The organism is Haloprofundus marisrubri (assembly GCF_001469955.1).
GTDB classification, from domain to species: Archaea; Halobacteriota; Halobacteria; order Halobacteriales; family Haloferacaceae; genus Haloprofundus; species Haloprofundus marisrubri.
On sequence record NZ_LOPU01000018.1, the window covers coordinates 660,485 to 674,026 of the forward strand.

At 64.2% G+C, this 13,542-nt stretch carries 13 protein-coding genes; 3 read left to right on the top strand and 10 right to left on the bottom strand.

What is annotated here, in order from left to right; all coding sequences use genetic code 11:
* Positions 1 to 83: 83 nt before the first annotated feature.
* Together AUR64_RS09145 and AUR64_RS09150 are read left to right on the top strand one after the other, a co-directional pair.
* A complete protein-coding gene (locus AUR64_RS09145) occupies positions 84 to 1,658 on the top strand; it encodes a long-chain-fatty-acid--CoA ligase (RefSeq protein ID WP_058581607.1) in 1,575 nt (524 codons plus the stop codon).
* Positions 1,651 to 2,529: an enoyl-CoA hydratase/isomerase family protein gene (locus AUR64_RS09150; RefSeq protein WP_082230671.1), complete on the top strand. Its 879-nt coding sequence runs from the start codon at positions 1,651 to 1,653 to the stop codon at positions 2,527 to 2,529. The genes AUR64_RS09145 and AUR64_RS09150 overlap by 8 nt, the downstream gene beginning before the upstream one ends.
* A gap of 14 nt (positions 2,530 to 2,543) precedes the next feature.
* On the opposite strand, the gene AUR64_RS09155 is transcribed toward AUR64_RS09150, so the two are convergent.
* From AUR64_RS09155 to AUR64_RS09160, 3 genes are all read right to left on the bottom strand, one after another.
* Positions 2,544 to 3,764, bottom strand: a complete 1,221-nt coding sequence (locus AUR64_RS09155) for a carboxylate--amine ligase (protein ID WP_058581608.1) — start codon at positions 3,762 to 3,764, stop codon at positions 2,544 to 2,546.
* 358 nt (positions 3,765 to 4,122) lie between these two features.
* The gene (locus tag AUR64_RS20920; protein WP_169794663.1) at positions 4,123 to 4,278 is read right to left on the bottom strand and encodes a hypothetical protein; all 156 of its coding nucleotides are present in this window, start codon (positions 4,276 to 4,278) and stop codon (positions 4,123 to 4,125) included.
* Between the two features lie 296 nt (positions 4,279 to 4,574).
* A complete protein-coding gene (locus AUR64_RS09160) occupies positions 4,575 to 5,462 on the bottom strand; it encodes a hypothetical protein (RefSeq protein ID WP_058581609.1) in 888 nt (295 codons plus the stop codon).
* Between the two features lie 153 nt (positions 5,463 to 5,615).
* Here AUR64_RS09160 and AUR64_RS09165 point away from each other — a divergent pair, with 153 nt between their 5' ends.
* Positions 5,616 to 6,062: an ester cyclase gene (locus AUR64_RS09165; protein ID WP_058581610.1), complete on the top strand. Its 447-nt coding sequence runs from the start codon at positions 5,616 to 5,618 to the stop codon at positions 6,060 to 6,062.
* Positions 6,063 to 6,330: 268 nt separating this feature from the next.
* Here the strand turns inward: AUR64_RS09165 and pyrI are convergent, their stop codons facing one another.
* From pyrI to gdhB, 7 genes are all read right to left on the bottom strand, one after another.
* Complete coding sequence (gene pyrI / locus AUR64_RS09170; RefSeq protein WP_058581611.1) at positions 6,331 to 6,795, bottom strand: aspartate carbamoyltransferase regulatory subunit; 465 nt, start codon at positions 6,793 to 6,795, stop codon at positions 6,331 to 6,333.
* The gene (gene pyrB / locus AUR64_RS09175; protein WP_058581612.1) at positions 6,792 to 7,715 is read right to left on the bottom strand and encodes an aspartate carbamoyltransferase; all 924 of its coding nucleotides are present in this window, start codon (positions 7,713 to 7,715) and stop codon (positions 6,792 to 6,794) included. Before pyrB ends, pyrI begins: the two co-directional genes overlap by 4 nt.
* 139 nt (positions 7,716 to 7,854) lie before the next feature.
* Positions 7,855 to 8,361, bottom strand: coding sequence for an SHOCT domain-containing protein (locus AUR64_RS21160; RefSeq protein ID WP_058581613.1), 507 nt, complete (start codon positions 8,359 to 8,361; stop codon positions 7,855 to 7,857).
* Positions 8,362 to 8,460: 99 nt separating this feature from the next.
* A complete protein-coding gene (locus AUR64_RS09185; RefSeq protein WP_058581614.1) occupies positions 8,461 to 9,717 on the bottom strand; it encodes a Glu/Leu/Phe/Val family dehydrogenase in 1,257 nt (418 codons plus the stop codon).
* Between the two features lie 71 nt (positions 9,718 to 9,788).
* Positions 9,789 to 10,631 (bottom strand): HpcH/HpaI aldolase/citrate lyase family protein, encoded by an 843-nt coding sequence (locus tag AUR64_RS09190; protein ID WP_058581615.1) that lies wholly within the window; start codon positions 10,629 to 10,631, stop codon positions 9,789 to 9,791.
* 48 nt (positions 10,632 to 10,679) lie between these two features.
* Complete coding sequence (locus AUR64_RS09195) at positions 10,680 to 11,984, bottom strand: Glu/Leu/Phe/Val family dehydrogenase (protein WP_082230672.1); 1,305 nt, start codon at positions 11,982 to 11,984, stop codon at positions 10,680 to 10,682.
* Positions 11,985 to 12,194: 210 nt separating this feature from the next.
* Positions 12,195 to 13,472 carry a glutamate dehydrogenase GdhB gene (gdhB, locus tag AUR64_RS09200; RefSeq protein WP_058581616.1) on the bottom strand — a complete coding sequence of 426 codons (1,278 nt, stop codon included), beginning with the start codon at positions 13,470 to 13,472 and terminating at the stop codon, positions 12,195 to 12,197.
* Between the last annotated feature and the right edge of the window lie 70 nt (positions 13,473 to 13,542).

Consider the following 13,542-nt stretch of genomic DNA (forward strand, 5'->3'; position numbering starts at 1 on the left):
CGAAAAACGCCACCCGCCGCCGGTTTATAATCGTTGTTCGAAACAAACCTTTTAGCGACGGCGTACATGTGGTGAGATGCCACATGACAAATTTAGTCACACATATCGCTGAGACGGTACAGGAACACCCCGACAACCTCGCACTGAGTTTCAAAGGCAACGAGGTGAGCTATCGGGAGTTCTGGGGACAGACCGGGGCGTTCGCCTCCGGACTCGCCGAGGCGGGCGTCGGCGAGGGTGACCGCGTCGCCATCTACCTGCCGAATCTTCCCCAATTCGTCGTCGCCTTCCACGGGACGCTCCGAGCGGGCGGCGTCGTCGTTCCGATGAACCCGCAGTACAAAGCCCGCGAAATCGGTCACCTGTTGGCCGACAGCGGCGCGAAAGTCGTCGTCGCGCTCTCGGACCTCGTACCGTTCGTCGAGGAGGTCAAAGACGAGACGGACGTCGAACACGTCGTCGGTGTCGGCGGCGAGTCCGCGGACGCGACGTCGTTCGAGGCGTTCTGTGGAAGTCCCGAGTTCGAGACAATCGACCGCGGCGACGACGACGAGGCGGTCCAACCGTACACGTCGGGGACGACCGGCCAACCGAAAGGCGTCCTCCTCACCCACCACAACCTCGCGTCGAACGCCGAGCAGTCCATCGCCATCGTCCCCGACGGCATCCGCGCCGACGACAAACAGTTGGGAGTCTTACCCCTCTTTCACATCTACGGCATGACTGTCGTGATGAACGCGACGCTGTTCGGCGGGGGTGCGTACTACCCGCTGCCGTCGTGGGACGCCCAGGAGGCGATGTCGCTCGTCGCCGACGAACAACTCACCTTGATGCACGGCGTGCCCGCGATGTACAACGACGTCATCAACCAACCGAACGCCGAGGAGTTCGACCTCTCGTCGCTTCGTCTCTGCGGCGTCGGCGGCTCGGGTATTCCGACCGAAGTACTCCGACAGTTCGAGAAACTGTACCCGGCGAAGATTTTCGAGGGCTACGGTCTCACCGAGACCAGTCCGGTTACCCACTTCAACAGTCCCACGGACGGCCGTCGCGTCGGGAGTATCGGCAAACCACTCCCCGGTATCGACGCGCGCGTCGTCACCGAGGACTTCGAAGAAATCGGCCCGGTTCCGGAGGGGCCGGTCGACGAGGAGGAGACGGATTTGGACGAAATCACGGGTGAACTCGTCATCAACGGCCCGAACGTGATGAAGGGCTACTACAACCTGCCCGACGCCGACGCCGAAGTGTTCACCGAACGCGACGGCAAACGCTGGTTCCACACCGGCGACATCGGCTACCACGACGAGGACGGCTTCTTCTACGTCGTCGACCGAGCCAAACACATGATAAACACCGCAGGCTACAACGTCTACCCGCGGGAAGTCGAGGAGTTGCTGTTCGAACACGAAGCCGTCGCCGACGCCGCCGTCGTCGGCATCCCGGACGACCGCCGCGGCGAGACGGTGAAAGCGTTCATCGTCCGTGCGCCCGGAGCGGAGGTGACCGCCGACGACATCCGCGAGTACTGTCTGTCGAATATCGCCGAGTACAAACACCCACGCGAAGTCGAGTTCGTCGATGAACTCCCACGGACGACGACCGGCAAGGTCCAGAAGTTCGAACTCGTCGGCGAAGCCGAGGCGTCGGATGACTGAGGGCGACGACAGCGACGGCGACCCCAACGCCGGCGGCGACGACGCTCCGAAATCCGCTATCGTCACCGACGGCGGGAGTGACGCCGTCGTCCTCGACAGAGACGAGCAGACGGGCGTCGCCACCATCACGCTGAACAACCCCAGCCTTCGCAACGCGCTCACCGCCGACGTGGCCGACGGCATCGTCGACGCTCTCGACGAGTTGGAGGGCACGGACACCCGCTGTGTCGTCGTCACCGGGTCCGAGGGGTCGTTCTCGGCGGGCGGCGACGTGAACGCGATGATGGAACTGCAGTCGGGCGGGTGGACGCTCGACGACACGGTTAGACACATCATCCAGAACACGGGCCGGTGCGTCCAGCGACTCGCCGAGTGCGAGTTTCCCACGGTGGCGAAAATCGAGGGCGTCGCCGTCGGCGCGGGCGCGAACCTCGCCATCGCCTGCGACGTGCAACTGATGAGCGAGGAGGCGCGGATGGGCTTCGGCTTCCGTCAAGTTGGCCTCGCGGTCGACTCCGGGACTTCGTATCTCCTGCCGCGCATCGTCGGCGACAACGTCGCAAAGGAACTCGTGTTCACCGGCGAGTTGCTCGACGCAGAACGGGCGCTGGAGTTGGGTCTCGTCAATCACGTCTACGACGAGGAGCGCTTCGAGGAGGAGTTCGCAGCGTTCGTCGAGAAAATCGCCTCGGGACCGACCGTCGCGTTGCGAACCTCGAAGCGACTGCTCGACCAAGGCTGGGAACTCTCGCTGCAGTCGGCTATCGCCAACGAAGCGGGCGCGCAGTCGGCGGTGTTCGAGACGGCCGACCACACCGAAGGCGTCGAGTCGTTCATGGGCAAGCGCTCGCCCGAGTTCCGCGGCGAGTAGCGTTCAGGCCCCTTTCACAACGCTTTCTTCATCTGTCCGAGCGAGACGTTGAGCGCGCCGCGGACGAACGGCAGCGGGTCGTCGGCGCTCAGATAGTCGATACCGCGGTGTTTCGGGTCGTACATCGACTTCGCCATTCCGGCGGCGGTGGCCGCCAGCGTCGGCGGGTCGCTGAAGGAGTCTTTCTTCGAGAGGACGCTCGTGAGATGCGCCGCCTCGCCGCGCAGCAGGTGCGTCGCCACGTCCACCTCGTAGGGGTTCTCCGGGTCGATATCCACCGGTTGACCCGTCGCCGTCTGCCAGTAGTACAGCGGGAAGTCGGCTCCAGCACGAAGCGCACAGGGCAGCGACACCCAGACGCGCGGGTTGATTTCCATTAGCGTGAACTCCTCGGTCTCGGGGTCGCGTCTGAACTGCACGGAGGCGAAGCCGTGCCAGTCGAGTTCGTCCAGCAGTGCGCGGCCGGCCTGCTCCAGTTCGGGGATGCGAACCGTCCGTCGGTAGACGCTCGTGCCACCGGCGTAGCTCCAGCCGCGGAGTTGGTGTTTCTGACACGTCGCCACCGGTTCGCCCTCGTCGTACAGCGCCCAGAGCGCGTACTCCTCGCCGCCGGCGAACTCCTGTGCGATGGGGTCGTGGCGCATCTCGCCGCGAATCGCGCCCACGTCCGGTTCGGTCCCCGCGTGGAGATACGTCGTCGAACCGGGGTCGAGCAGCTTCCGCGGAGGCACCGACGGCTCGTACTCGTGGGTCAGCACCGAGTAGCGACCTTTCACGATACGGTCTTTATCCCAGTCGTCGATTTCGCTCAGCAGTTCGGTCTCGGGGGCGGCCACGCCTGCGTCGGCGGCGGCCTCGACGAGACGACACCGGTCGTGGACGGTTCGGAGTTGCTCGAGCGTCGGCCACAGCGTCGAGACGTGCTCGGCGAACTCCTCTCGTCGCCGAGCCAACACGAACACGTCCGCCTCGCGCATCGGAACCAGCGTCCGAACGTCGGAGCGCTCGGCGAGCGAGAGCAGTGCGTCTTCGTAGCCTTGGAGGTCCGTCGCCGGACTGGGAACGACGTGGCTCTCGGCGCTGTAGCGGGAGGCGAACCCCGAGGCGGTCTTCCGCTCGGAGACGGTTATCGGGCGGATGCCCTGGCGGCCGAGCGACCGCACGAAACTGACGCTGCTCGGCGCACTTATCGCGGGAACGACTATCGACTCCGCTCCCGGGCCGTAGGTGCTCATAGCATAACAATCGGTAAAGCGGTTATTCAATCCGGGTATGTACTGAAATTCCAGACACTCTCCTCGGTCGATATTCCGCACGCTCGACGGACGCCGCGAACCCGAGTCTACAACCTGCTAACGCCTTCTCGACGGCTATGACGGACTCGTGATAAACTGTCGTCGGAGCCGACAATCGACCGATAGCAACAGTACCGATAGCTTACAGCCATCTCTGCGGTGCTGACCGACAGTTCCCCCACCGTGCTGCGGATTGTACTCTACTCCCTCACCGAGGGGTCGACTCACCCTCACTGCCCGTTCGATTCACCGAGAAAACCGCGTGACCGGAAGCTACGTCTCTCGACTGCTCCGGCGTCTACCGACCGCTCATCACGTTGGTCGACCCGCACTCCGGACAGCGCGTCATCTCTCCGAGTCGCGGTACGTCGACGTGGTCCCACTCGTCTCCGCCCGGCGACGCCTCGAAGCCACAGTTGAGACATCGCGAGCGCGCACTCTGTTTGGATGCCATGGTCCGTGCTAACGTGAGATGACAAGCCACAAAGTCGTTCTGTCGGACTCGCCCGTCGCTGGCGCGCGAACTAAGCCTGTCGGGGCCCGAACCCGAGTATGGCAGAGTCGAGAGAGGCGACTGGTCGCATGTTGTTGGCACTCGCCGCTTTCGCGGTGTTCATGACCGTGCTGGGAATCGTCGTCGTCTGGGCGATAAGTTACGGTCCGCTGTGACCGGGGTCGGTGGCGTCTCTGGTTCGCTTCGTTCGTCACGCTCACCGCTCGCTCACCGCTTACTCGCCGCTTGCTCGCCGCTTACTCGCCGCCGTCGTCGCCGTAGGTGACTCCCTCGCGGGCGTCGGCGCGCTTTCGACGCACCGTGGCGGCGGCGTTGCTCGCGTCGTAGCCGAAAAACACCTCGTTCGCGTAGTTTTCGGCGACTTCCGTGGCGTGGACGAGGTCGTCGACGTCGACGTTCACGGCGTACAGTTCGATTGAGAACGGTGTCCCCGTGGCGTCGCCCTCGCCGGAGGGCGGCGTCGTTCCGTCGGGCGTCCAGTTCAGCCGGCTCTGAAATCCCTTGGCGATGGATTCGAGCCAGTACGTCGTTCCGTAGTGGATGTCGTAGAGCGGAACGACGAACTCGTCGACGTACTCGCTCAGTGCCTCGATATCGAGGCCGGCGCGCGTGTAGAGGTGACCCGGGTACGGGTCGGGGTAGAGCGTGAAGTACGTCTTACCGGGGATGCGCTCTGCCGCCTCCGCGACGAACTCGGTGATGACCGACGCGCGCCACGCGAACCAGTCGTCGAACTCGCTCTCACGGAACGTGCGCTCACATCGGTCGCAGTGACAGTAGCCCTCGCGGGGAAAGCCGACGTCGTCGAGGCGGACGTCCTCGTTCTCGGCGGCACAGTCTTCGATGATTTCGAGCAACCCGTCCTGATACTTCTCGTTCGTCGGGCAGATGTACGCCCAGTCGAAGTACGTCCGGTCGCGGGTGGCGAGTTCGCCGTCCTCGTTCACCGGAACGAGTTCGGGATTCTCGTCGGCGGCGGCGTTGTCGCCGAAACACGACACCATGTTCACCGCGTTCGAAAGCGGTGCGGCGGCGCGACCCGTGACGTCTTTGACCTCGTAGAACCCGGTCTCGAAGTCCGGCCACTCGACCTCCTCGGCGTTGCGCGTGACGACCCCGTACATGCCCGCGGGTTGGCGACGGCCGTCCCTAAGTCGTTCGTTCCGCCGACGGGTCCGGCGGGCGGTACAGCAACGACGCCGGACAGTCCGGCCTGTCAGCGAAAATACTCATCGTCGTATGCGACGTACTGACATCCTACGGGAGCAGTGAGAGAGATGGCACACGAAGCGGAGTACAGAGAGCGAAACGAACGGACAGTCCGGCGGTTCTTCGACGAATTCGTATCCGGCGGCGAGTACGACGTCGCAGACGAGGTGCTGGCGGAGAACTACGTTCGCCACGAGATGGGGCCGAACCCCGAGATGACCGGACGCGACGCGTTCGTCGAGTTCATCGACGGCTTCAGAAGCGGGTTCGACGACGCCCGTGTCGACATCGACGAACTGTTCGTCGGCGACGAATACGTCGTCGTTCGAGCGACCGAACGGGGCACCCACGCCGGCGAGTTCATGGGTCTCGCGCCCACCGGCGAGACGTTCGAGGTCGGCGGCATCGTCATCCACTGCCTCGAAGACGGGAAAATCACCGAGACGTACGCCTGCTGGGACGTACTCGGCATGCTCCGGCAACTCGGTGTCGACCCGCTGGCGGCGACGCGGTAGCGGTCGTACGGCTCGGCAGCGGCGTGGTGAGGCGACTGCGCCGCTCGTGAGTCGGTTCGAGAGAAACGAGGACCGGGCGAACCGGTTTGTGGGATTACGACTCGACTTCGACTTCGACGGGTTCTGCGCCGCCGGAGGCGAAGACGTAGACGAGCGTCATCATCGCCAGTGCGAGTACGAGTTTTGCCTTTCCGGACATGCTCACGGCTACAGTGAGGGGATACAAAGGTATTGTGACCGACACAGCCGGAGTGGGCTCAGTTTCGTGTCAAGACTGAACGTCGAGGTGAGCGGCGATGTCGTCGCGGACGATGTCCCCGCAGTAGGCACAGCGTACGCCGTCGGCGACGACGCCGAACTTCGAGGCGATTGGCTCGTTGTCGTTGGTGATGCAGTTGCGATTCGGACACGAGAGCAGTCCAGTGACCGTGTCGGGGCGGTCGACACGGCTCTTTTCGACGACGTCGTAGTCGCGGATGATGTTGATGCTCGCCTCCGGCGCAATGAGCGACAGCACCTCCACCTCGGACTGACTCAACTCTCGGTCCTCGACTTTTACGACGTCCTTACGACCGAGTCGGTCGCTCGGGACGTTCATCCCGATGCTGACGCCTTCGCCTTCCGAGCCGTCGATGCCGAGGATAGCGAGGACGTTCAGCGCCTGTCCGGCGGCGACGTGGTCGATGACGGTGCCGTTGCGAATCTTCGAGACCCGGAGTTCGTGGTCGCTCATCGCTCGGCCTCCGCCTGCGTCAGCAGTTCGTCCAACAGCGCCATCCGGACGGGAACCCCGTTGTGTGCCTGTTCGAAGTACCTCGCGTACTCGGTGTCGTCGACTTCGGGTGCGATTTCGTCTACCCGGGGGAGTGGATGCATCACGCTCAGGTCGTCGCGGGCGGCGTCGAGCGTCTCCTCGTCGATACGATACTCGCCGGCGATAGCGTGATACTCGTTCTCATCGGGGAAACGTTCGCGCTGAATGCGTGTCACGTACAGCACGTCGAGTTCCGGAAGCACCGCGTCGAGGTCGGTGTGTTCTCTGACCTGCGCACCCGACTCGTGGAGGTCGAATCGGACGTTTCGCGGCAGGCGGAGGCTCTCGGGGCTGATGAAGTGCTGGCGCACGTCGAAGTTCGTCAGCGCGTGCGCGAGCGAGTGGACCGTCCGGCCGTATTTGAGGTCGCCCATAATCCCGACGGAGAGGTCGTCCAACCCCGCTCGTTCGCGGATAGTGTAGAGGTCGAGTAAGGTCTGACTCGGGTGCTGGCCCGCGCCGTCGCCCGCGTTGACGAGCGGAACGTCGACGAACTCCGAGGCCATCTTCGCCGCGCCCTCGGAGGGATGGCGAAGTACGATGGCGTCGGCGTAGCCTTCGACCACGCGGACGGTGTCGGCGAGCGTCTCGCCTTTCTTGACCGACGAGGATTCGACGGTTCCCATGTCGACGGTCGTTCCCCCTAAGCGTTTCATCGCGGTGTCGAAGCTCATCTTGGTGCGCGTACTCGGCTCGAAAAAGCAGAGCGCGAGTACCGCCCCCGCGTGTCGCTGACGGTACGCCGCCGGGTCGGCGTCGATGGCCGCCGCCCGGTCGAGTACCGCCTCGATACTCTCCCGCGACAGATTCGCCGCCGAGATGAGGTGGTCCTGACGCATCACGTACAGGCGGGTAGTGCAGCGACTTGAATCAATCGGGAACGCGGTTCGCAGAACTATACAGTGTCGTGTATTGTCCGTCGGGACGTGTTTCGAAATTCGAACCGGGCGCGAGTTTCAGTTCGACCTCGACGCGAGTTCAGTAGTTGCGCAGTCGTTCGCGCTCACGTTCGTCGCTGCGCTCACGTCGTCCGCCGTCGTCCATGATGCGCTCCAGACGCCGCTCGAACTCGGCTTCGGTGAGTTCGCCCGACGCGTATCGTCGCTTGAGCGTCTCGACGGGGTCTTCCTTCGGGCCTCTCGGCGCGAACCGCGACGAGAGGTTCAGCGCCGCGGCCCAGTCGTTTTTCGCCTCCGCCTTGGCGGCGACGGCGCGCAGGCGTTCGCTACGCGGGAGTCGTGCGCGCCGCGCGAGCGACCAGACGAACAGGAGACTGAACACGACGGTGAGGACGGTGAGCACGACGGCACCGGCGGCCCACGGGAAGACGGCGGCGGCGAACGCGCCCAGTGGCTGACCGAGCGACGCGAGGGCGACGAGTGCGCCGAGGCCGACGACGCCGAGAAGCGAGACGCTGACGACGACGAGTGCGAGGAAGGTCAGGCCGAGACTGTGGCGGCGGAACCACCCAGGGGAACCGGACATGAGTCCCCGTAGGCCGGGGTCGATGGTATATGCTACGGCCCGACGCGAGAAGGCAACGAGACGAGAAAAGAAGTCGAAGAAATCGGATTTGACGGGCGTCTACGGCCAGTTTCCGCCCTGTTCGTAAGCGTCGACGACGCGCTGGATGGCGACGACGTACGCCGCGGTCCGGAAGTTCGGCACGTCGTTGGACTCGTAGGCGTCGATGAGGTCCTCGAACGCTTCGACGATGACGCGTTCGAGTTCGTCGTTCACGCGTTCTTCGGTCCAGTAGAAGCGTTGGCGGTTCTGGACCCACTCGAAGTACGAGACGGTGACGCCGCCGGCGTTGGCGAGAATGTCGGGGAAGACGGCCACATCGCGGTCGGTGAGCACGTCGTCGGCCTCGGGCGTCAGCGGGCCGTTCGCTGCTTCGACGATGACGTCCGCCTGTACGTCGTTGGCGAGGTCGCCGTCGATGGCGTTTTCGAGCGCCGCGGGGATGAGGAGGTCGACGTCGAGCGTCAGCAGGTCCTCGTTACTCATCTCCTCGGTCGCGCCGTCGAAGTCGCTGAGACTCCCGGTCTCGGCTTTGAACGCTTTGGCCTCACGAGCATCGAACCCGTCGGGGTTGTAGATAGCGCCGCTGGAGTCGGAGGCGGCGACGATGTTCGCGCCGAGGTCTTCGGTGAGGTACGCGGCGATAGAGCCGGCGTTACCGTAGCCTTGGACGGCCACCGTCGCGCCTTCCATCTCCTTGTCGAGGTAGTCGAACGCCTCGCGGGCGGTGAGCATCGTCGAGCGGCCGGTCGCTTCGACGCGGCCCTCGCTGCCGCCGGAGTCGAGCGCCTTCCCGGTGATGACGCCCGGCGCGGTGGTGTTCTCCAGTTTCTCGTAGGTGTCTTTTATCCAGTTCATCTCCCGCTGGCCGGTGTTGACGTCTGGCGCGGGGATGTCCTTGTCCTCGCCGATGAGCGGACGGAGTTCTTTGGCGAACGACCGGGTGACGCGTTCGAGTTCGCTCTCGGAGTAGTCGTCGGGGTCGATGACGATGCCACCCTTGCCGCCGCCGTACGGGATGTCGACGACGGCGGTTTTGTACACCATCCACCCCGACAGCGCCTTCACCTCGTCGCGCGAGACGTTCGGGTGGTAGCGGATGCCACCTTTGTACGGGCCGCGGTCACCGTTGAACTGCGAGCGGAACGCGCGGAACACTTCGAGGTGTCCGTCGTCCATCTCGACGGAGAGGTTCGTCTCCAACACCCGCTCGGGGTTCTTGAGGCGTTCGAGCACGTCCGGCGAAACGTCCAGATACGCGGACGCGTCGTCGACCTGTTCCTGTAGACTCTCGAACGGATTGGCCTCCTCAGACATGTGTTGCACAGACGCGCGGCAGAGTGGTTAAAGGTTGTCGAATCTATACCAATCTTCAGTGATAATACTCCTTATATGCGTCCTGCCGCCTCCGCCCGGGCGAGTACCCGCTCGGCCTGCGTCACCAGCGGGCCGTCTATCATCTCGCCGTCGACTTCGAAGACGCCGCGCCCCTCATCGTCGGCTTCCTCTTTCGCGGCGACGACCTTCCGTGCCCACTCGATTCGCTCGTCGCTCGGGGTGAACGCGTCGTTGACGACGGGCACCTGTGCGGGGTGGATGACGAGTTTGCCGTCGTAGCCGAGTGTGAGTCCGAACGCCGTCTCCTCGGCCAGTCCCTCGCTATCGCTGAAGTCGGTGAACACCATGTCGAGCGCATCGACACCGGCCGCACTCGCCGCGAGGATGACGTGCTGGCGGGCGAACAGCACCTCCGTCGCCTCCTCGGTTCGCGTCGCACCGATGTCGGCGGCGAGGTCCTCGGCCCCGAACGCCAGTGCGTCAGTGGCGTCCGCCGCGGCGATATCCTCGGCCGCGAGTACGCCCGCCGCGTTCTCGATAAGCGCCAAAACAGGCAGTTCGTGACCGCGCTCGGCGAGCAACTCCGCGGTCCGTTCGACGTCGCTGGCGGCGCTCACCTTCGGGAGCATCACCGCGTCGAGACGTACGTCGTCATCTTCGAGAATCACGCCGAGGTCGGAGGCGGGGTCAGCTAGTCGAACACAGACCTCCGCCTCGGGGTCGAACTCGGGGTCCGAGAGGAGCGTTCGAATCTCCTCGCGCGCTTCGTCTTTTCGCGCCGGCGAGACGGCGTCTTCGAGGTCGAAGACGATGGTGTCGGCGTCGCTGTTCGGCGCTTTCCGCATCAGTTCCGGGCGGTCGCCCGGCGAGAAGAGGACGCTACGTCGTGACATACCGACAGCGACGTAGGGGGACGTGTTAACTCCCGGCGGTTCGTCGCGCTACACCTCTCGACAGGAGGTGACAGCCACCGCGTCGGCGACACGAGTAAGCGCCACTTCGTACGCCGCTTCGCGCCAACTGACGCCGCGTTTTCCGGCGACTTCCTCGACGGCTCTCGTTGCACGCAGCGTCCGTTCGTCGAGTTCTTCGCGGACGCGTTCGAGCGACCATCGCTCGTCGTTGCGGTTCTGAAGCCACTCGAAGTACGAGACGGTGACGCCGCCAGCGTTGGCGAGGATGTCCGGAACCACGGTGATACCGCGCTCTTCGAAGACGGCGTCTGCGGCCGTCGTCGTCGGTCCGTTCGCGCCTTCGACGACGAACGACGCTCGGACCTCGGGAGCGGTGTCGGCGGTGAGTACGCCACCGACTGCCGCGGGAATCAACACGTCCACGTCGAGCGAGAGTAGCGACTCGTTGTCGAACGTCTCCGGCGCGTCGTAGCCGGTGACGACGCCGGGTTCGTCGCCGTAGGCTTCGATATCCGAGATGTGGAGGCCGTCGGGGTCGTAGAGCGCACCGTCGACGTCGCTGACGGCGACGACGGAAGCTCCCCACTCGTCGAGAAGACGCGCCGCGTTCGCGCCGACGCTACCGAAACCTTGGACGGCGACGGTTGCCCCATCGAGCGCGTTCCCGGTGGACTCGTACGCGTAGCGCGTGCAGAGTGCGACGCTTCGTCCGGGGGCTTCCTCCCGGCCCAGACTGCCGCCAGCGTTCGCGGGTTTGCCGGTAGCGACGGCCGGGTCACCGTACGCCGCGGCGAACAGTCGCATCGTCTCGTCGTCCGTCCCGATGTCGGGCGCGACGACGTCGCGGGTCGGGCCGACGGTGTCACCGAGTGCGGAGACGAATCCGCGTGTGAGTCGCGTTTTCTCCTCGTCGCTGAGCGTCCGCGGGTCGACGGCGACACCGCCCTTACCACCGCCGAAGGGGACGTCCATCACGGCGCACTTCCAGGCCATCCACATCGAGAGTGCGATACACTCTTCGGCGTTCACCTCGGGGTGGTAGCGCAGACCACCTTTGTACGGTCCGCACGCGTCGTTGTGCTGCGCACGGTAGCCGGTGAACGTCTCGACGCTCCCGTCGTCACGTTCGACCGGTATCGAGACGCGGTGAACGTGTGCCGGGTGACGGAGTCGCTCGGCCGTTCGGGGGTCGAACTCCAGCGACGAAATCACGCGGTCGAACTGTCTCCGTGCGGTCTCGACCGGCGACTCTGTCTTCTGGATGCGTTTCGACTGTCGCTCGACGGCGTCACCGCTCGGCGTGCGGGTGTCGGAGGTAGTTGGGATAGCCATGTTGTCTGAGTGCCTCAAACGTCGTTACAAGACATTCATCCATATTCGGAGAAATAGTTTGTCGTAAACTAACACCAAAAGCCAAAATCAGTGACGCTTTTCTATATATTAGAGGTGAGAAAAATACAAACACACATTTCGAACTCGTCTGACGAACACACGCTGTGATTCGGGCGTTTCCGACGCGCCGAACTGGACAGTAGGGTCGTCTTACGGCCAGAGTCCGCGGGCCTCGTGGGCCTTGGCGACGCGCGAGAGCGCGACGATGTAGGCGGCGTCGCGCCACGTGACGTTCCGCTCGTCGACTTCCGCTCGGACCGCGTTCCACGCTTTCAGCATCTCCGTCTCCAGTTCGTCGTTGACGCGTTCGAGCGACCACGCGCGACGGTTGATGTCCTGCAGCCACTCGAAGTACGAGACGGTGACGCCGCCGGCGTTGGCGAGGATGTCCGGAATCACGGGGATACCGCGCTCTTCGAAGATGGCGTCGGCCGCGGAGGTGGTGGGTCCGTTCGCCCCTTCGACAATCATCTCCGCTTGAATCTGGTTGGCGTTGTCGGTCGTCAACACGTTGCCGACGGCCGCCGGAATGAGAATGTCGACGTCGAGTTCGAGTAGTTCTGCGTTGCCGAGCGTCTTCGGGGCGTCGTATCCGGACACCATGCCGGGTTTCTCGTCGTGACCTTCGACGTCTTTGGTGTCGAGACCGTCGGGGTCGTAGATTGCACCTTCGACGTCACTGACGGCGACGACTTTCGCGCCGAGGTCGTCGAGATAGCGCGCCGCGTTCGCACCGACGCTGCCGAAGCCTTGGACGGCGACAGTCGTCTCCTCGGGGTTCCAGTCGTAGTAGTCGATGGCCTCGCGAGCGATGATACCGACGCTGCGACCCGGCGACTCTTCACGGCCGTGGCTCCCGCCGATGACTGGCGGCTTGCCGGTGACGACGCCGGGCGTCGTCTCGCCTTCCTGCATCGAGTAGGCGTCCATAAACCACGCCATCGTCTGCGGGTCCGTTCCCATGTCGGGCGCGGGGATGTCGTGCAGCGGTCCAATCATGTCGCGGAGTTCCTCGGCGAAGCGCCGAGTGAGTCGCTCTTTCTCGTCTTCACTGAGCGTCTTCGGGTCGACGACGATACCGCCTTTGCCGCCACCGAAGGGGATGTCCATCACGGCGCACTTCCACGTCATCCACATCGAGAGGCCGATACACTCCTCGGCGCTCACGTCGGGATGATAGCGCAGACCGCCTTTGAACGGACCGCGGACGCTGTCGTGCTGGGCGCGGTAACCGGTGAACACTTCCAGCGACCCGTCGTCGCGGCGGAGCGGAATCGACACCTGGTGGACTTTGTCGGGGTGCGAGAGCCGTTCGATGGTTCCCGGGTCGACGTCGACCTGTGCCGCTGCTCGTTCTAGCTGTCTTCGGGCGGTTTGGACCGCCGACTCCGATTCTTCCTCGACTTTCGATGTACCTTTGGCTGCCATGGATGCCTCTCTCGTGTTAGTGGTTCTCAATCGCACACTGCGGATGCGACTGGTCCGGAGCAACCGCCGA

What these genes read in the sequence shown, in the direction of transcription:
- AUR64_RS09150 (WP_082230671.1), top strand. Translation starts at nt 1,651, where the DNA reads ATGACTGAGGGCGACGACAGCGACGGCGACCCCAACGCCGGCGGCGAC.
- AUR64_RS09160 (WP_058581609.1), bottom strand. Translation starts at nt 5,462, where the DNA reads ATGTACGGGGTCGTCACGCGCAACGCCGAGGAGGTCGAGTGGCCGGAC.
- AUR64_RS20920 (WP_169794663.1), bottom strand. Translation starts at nt 4,278, where the DNA reads ATGGCATCCAAACAGAGTGCGCGCTCGCGATGTCTCAACTGTGGCTTC.
- AUR64_RS09195 (WP_082230672.1), bottom strand. Translation starts at nt 11,984, where the DNA reads ATGGCTATCCCAACTACCTCCGACACCCGCACGCCGAGCGGTGACGCC.
- AUR64_RS09185 (WP_058581614.1), bottom strand. Translation starts at nt 9,717, where the DNA reads ATGTCTGAGGAGGCCAATCCGTTCGAGAGTCTACAGGAACAGGTCGAC.
- AUR64_RS21160 (WP_058581613.1), bottom strand. Translation starts at nt 8,361, where the DNA reads ATGTCCGGTTCCCCTGGGTGGTTCCGCCGCCACAGTCTCGGCCTGACC.
- gdhB (WP_058581616.1), bottom strand. Translation starts at nt 13,472, where the DNA reads ATGGCAGCCAAAGGTACATCGAAAGTCGAGGAAGAATCGGAGTCGGCG.
- pyrI (WP_058581611.1), bottom strand. Translation starts at nt 6,795, where the DNA reads ATGAGCGACCACGAACTCCGGGTCTCGAAGATTCGCAACGGCACCGTC.
- AUR64_RS09145 (WP_058581607.1), top strand. Translation starts at nt 84, where the DNA reads ATGACAAATTTAGTCACACATATCGCTGAGACGGTACAGGAACACCCC.
- AUR64_RS09155 (WP_058581608.1), bottom strand. Translation starts at nt 3,764, where the DNA reads ATGAGCACCTACGGCCCGGGAGCGGAGTCGATAGTCGTTCCCGCGATA.
- AUR64_RS09165 (WP_058581610.1), top strand. Translation starts at nt 5,616, where the DNA reads ATGGCACACGAAGCGGAGTACAGAGAGCGAAACGAACGGACAGTCCGG.
- AUR64_RS09190 (WP_058581615.1), bottom strand. Translation starts at nt 10,631, where the DNA reads ATGTCACGACGTAGCGTCCTCTTCTCGCCGGGCGACCGCCCGGAACTG.
- pyrB (WP_058581612.1), bottom strand. Translation starts at nt 7,715, where the DNA reads ATGCGTCAGGACCACCTCATCTCGGCGGCGAATCTGTCGCGGGAGAGT.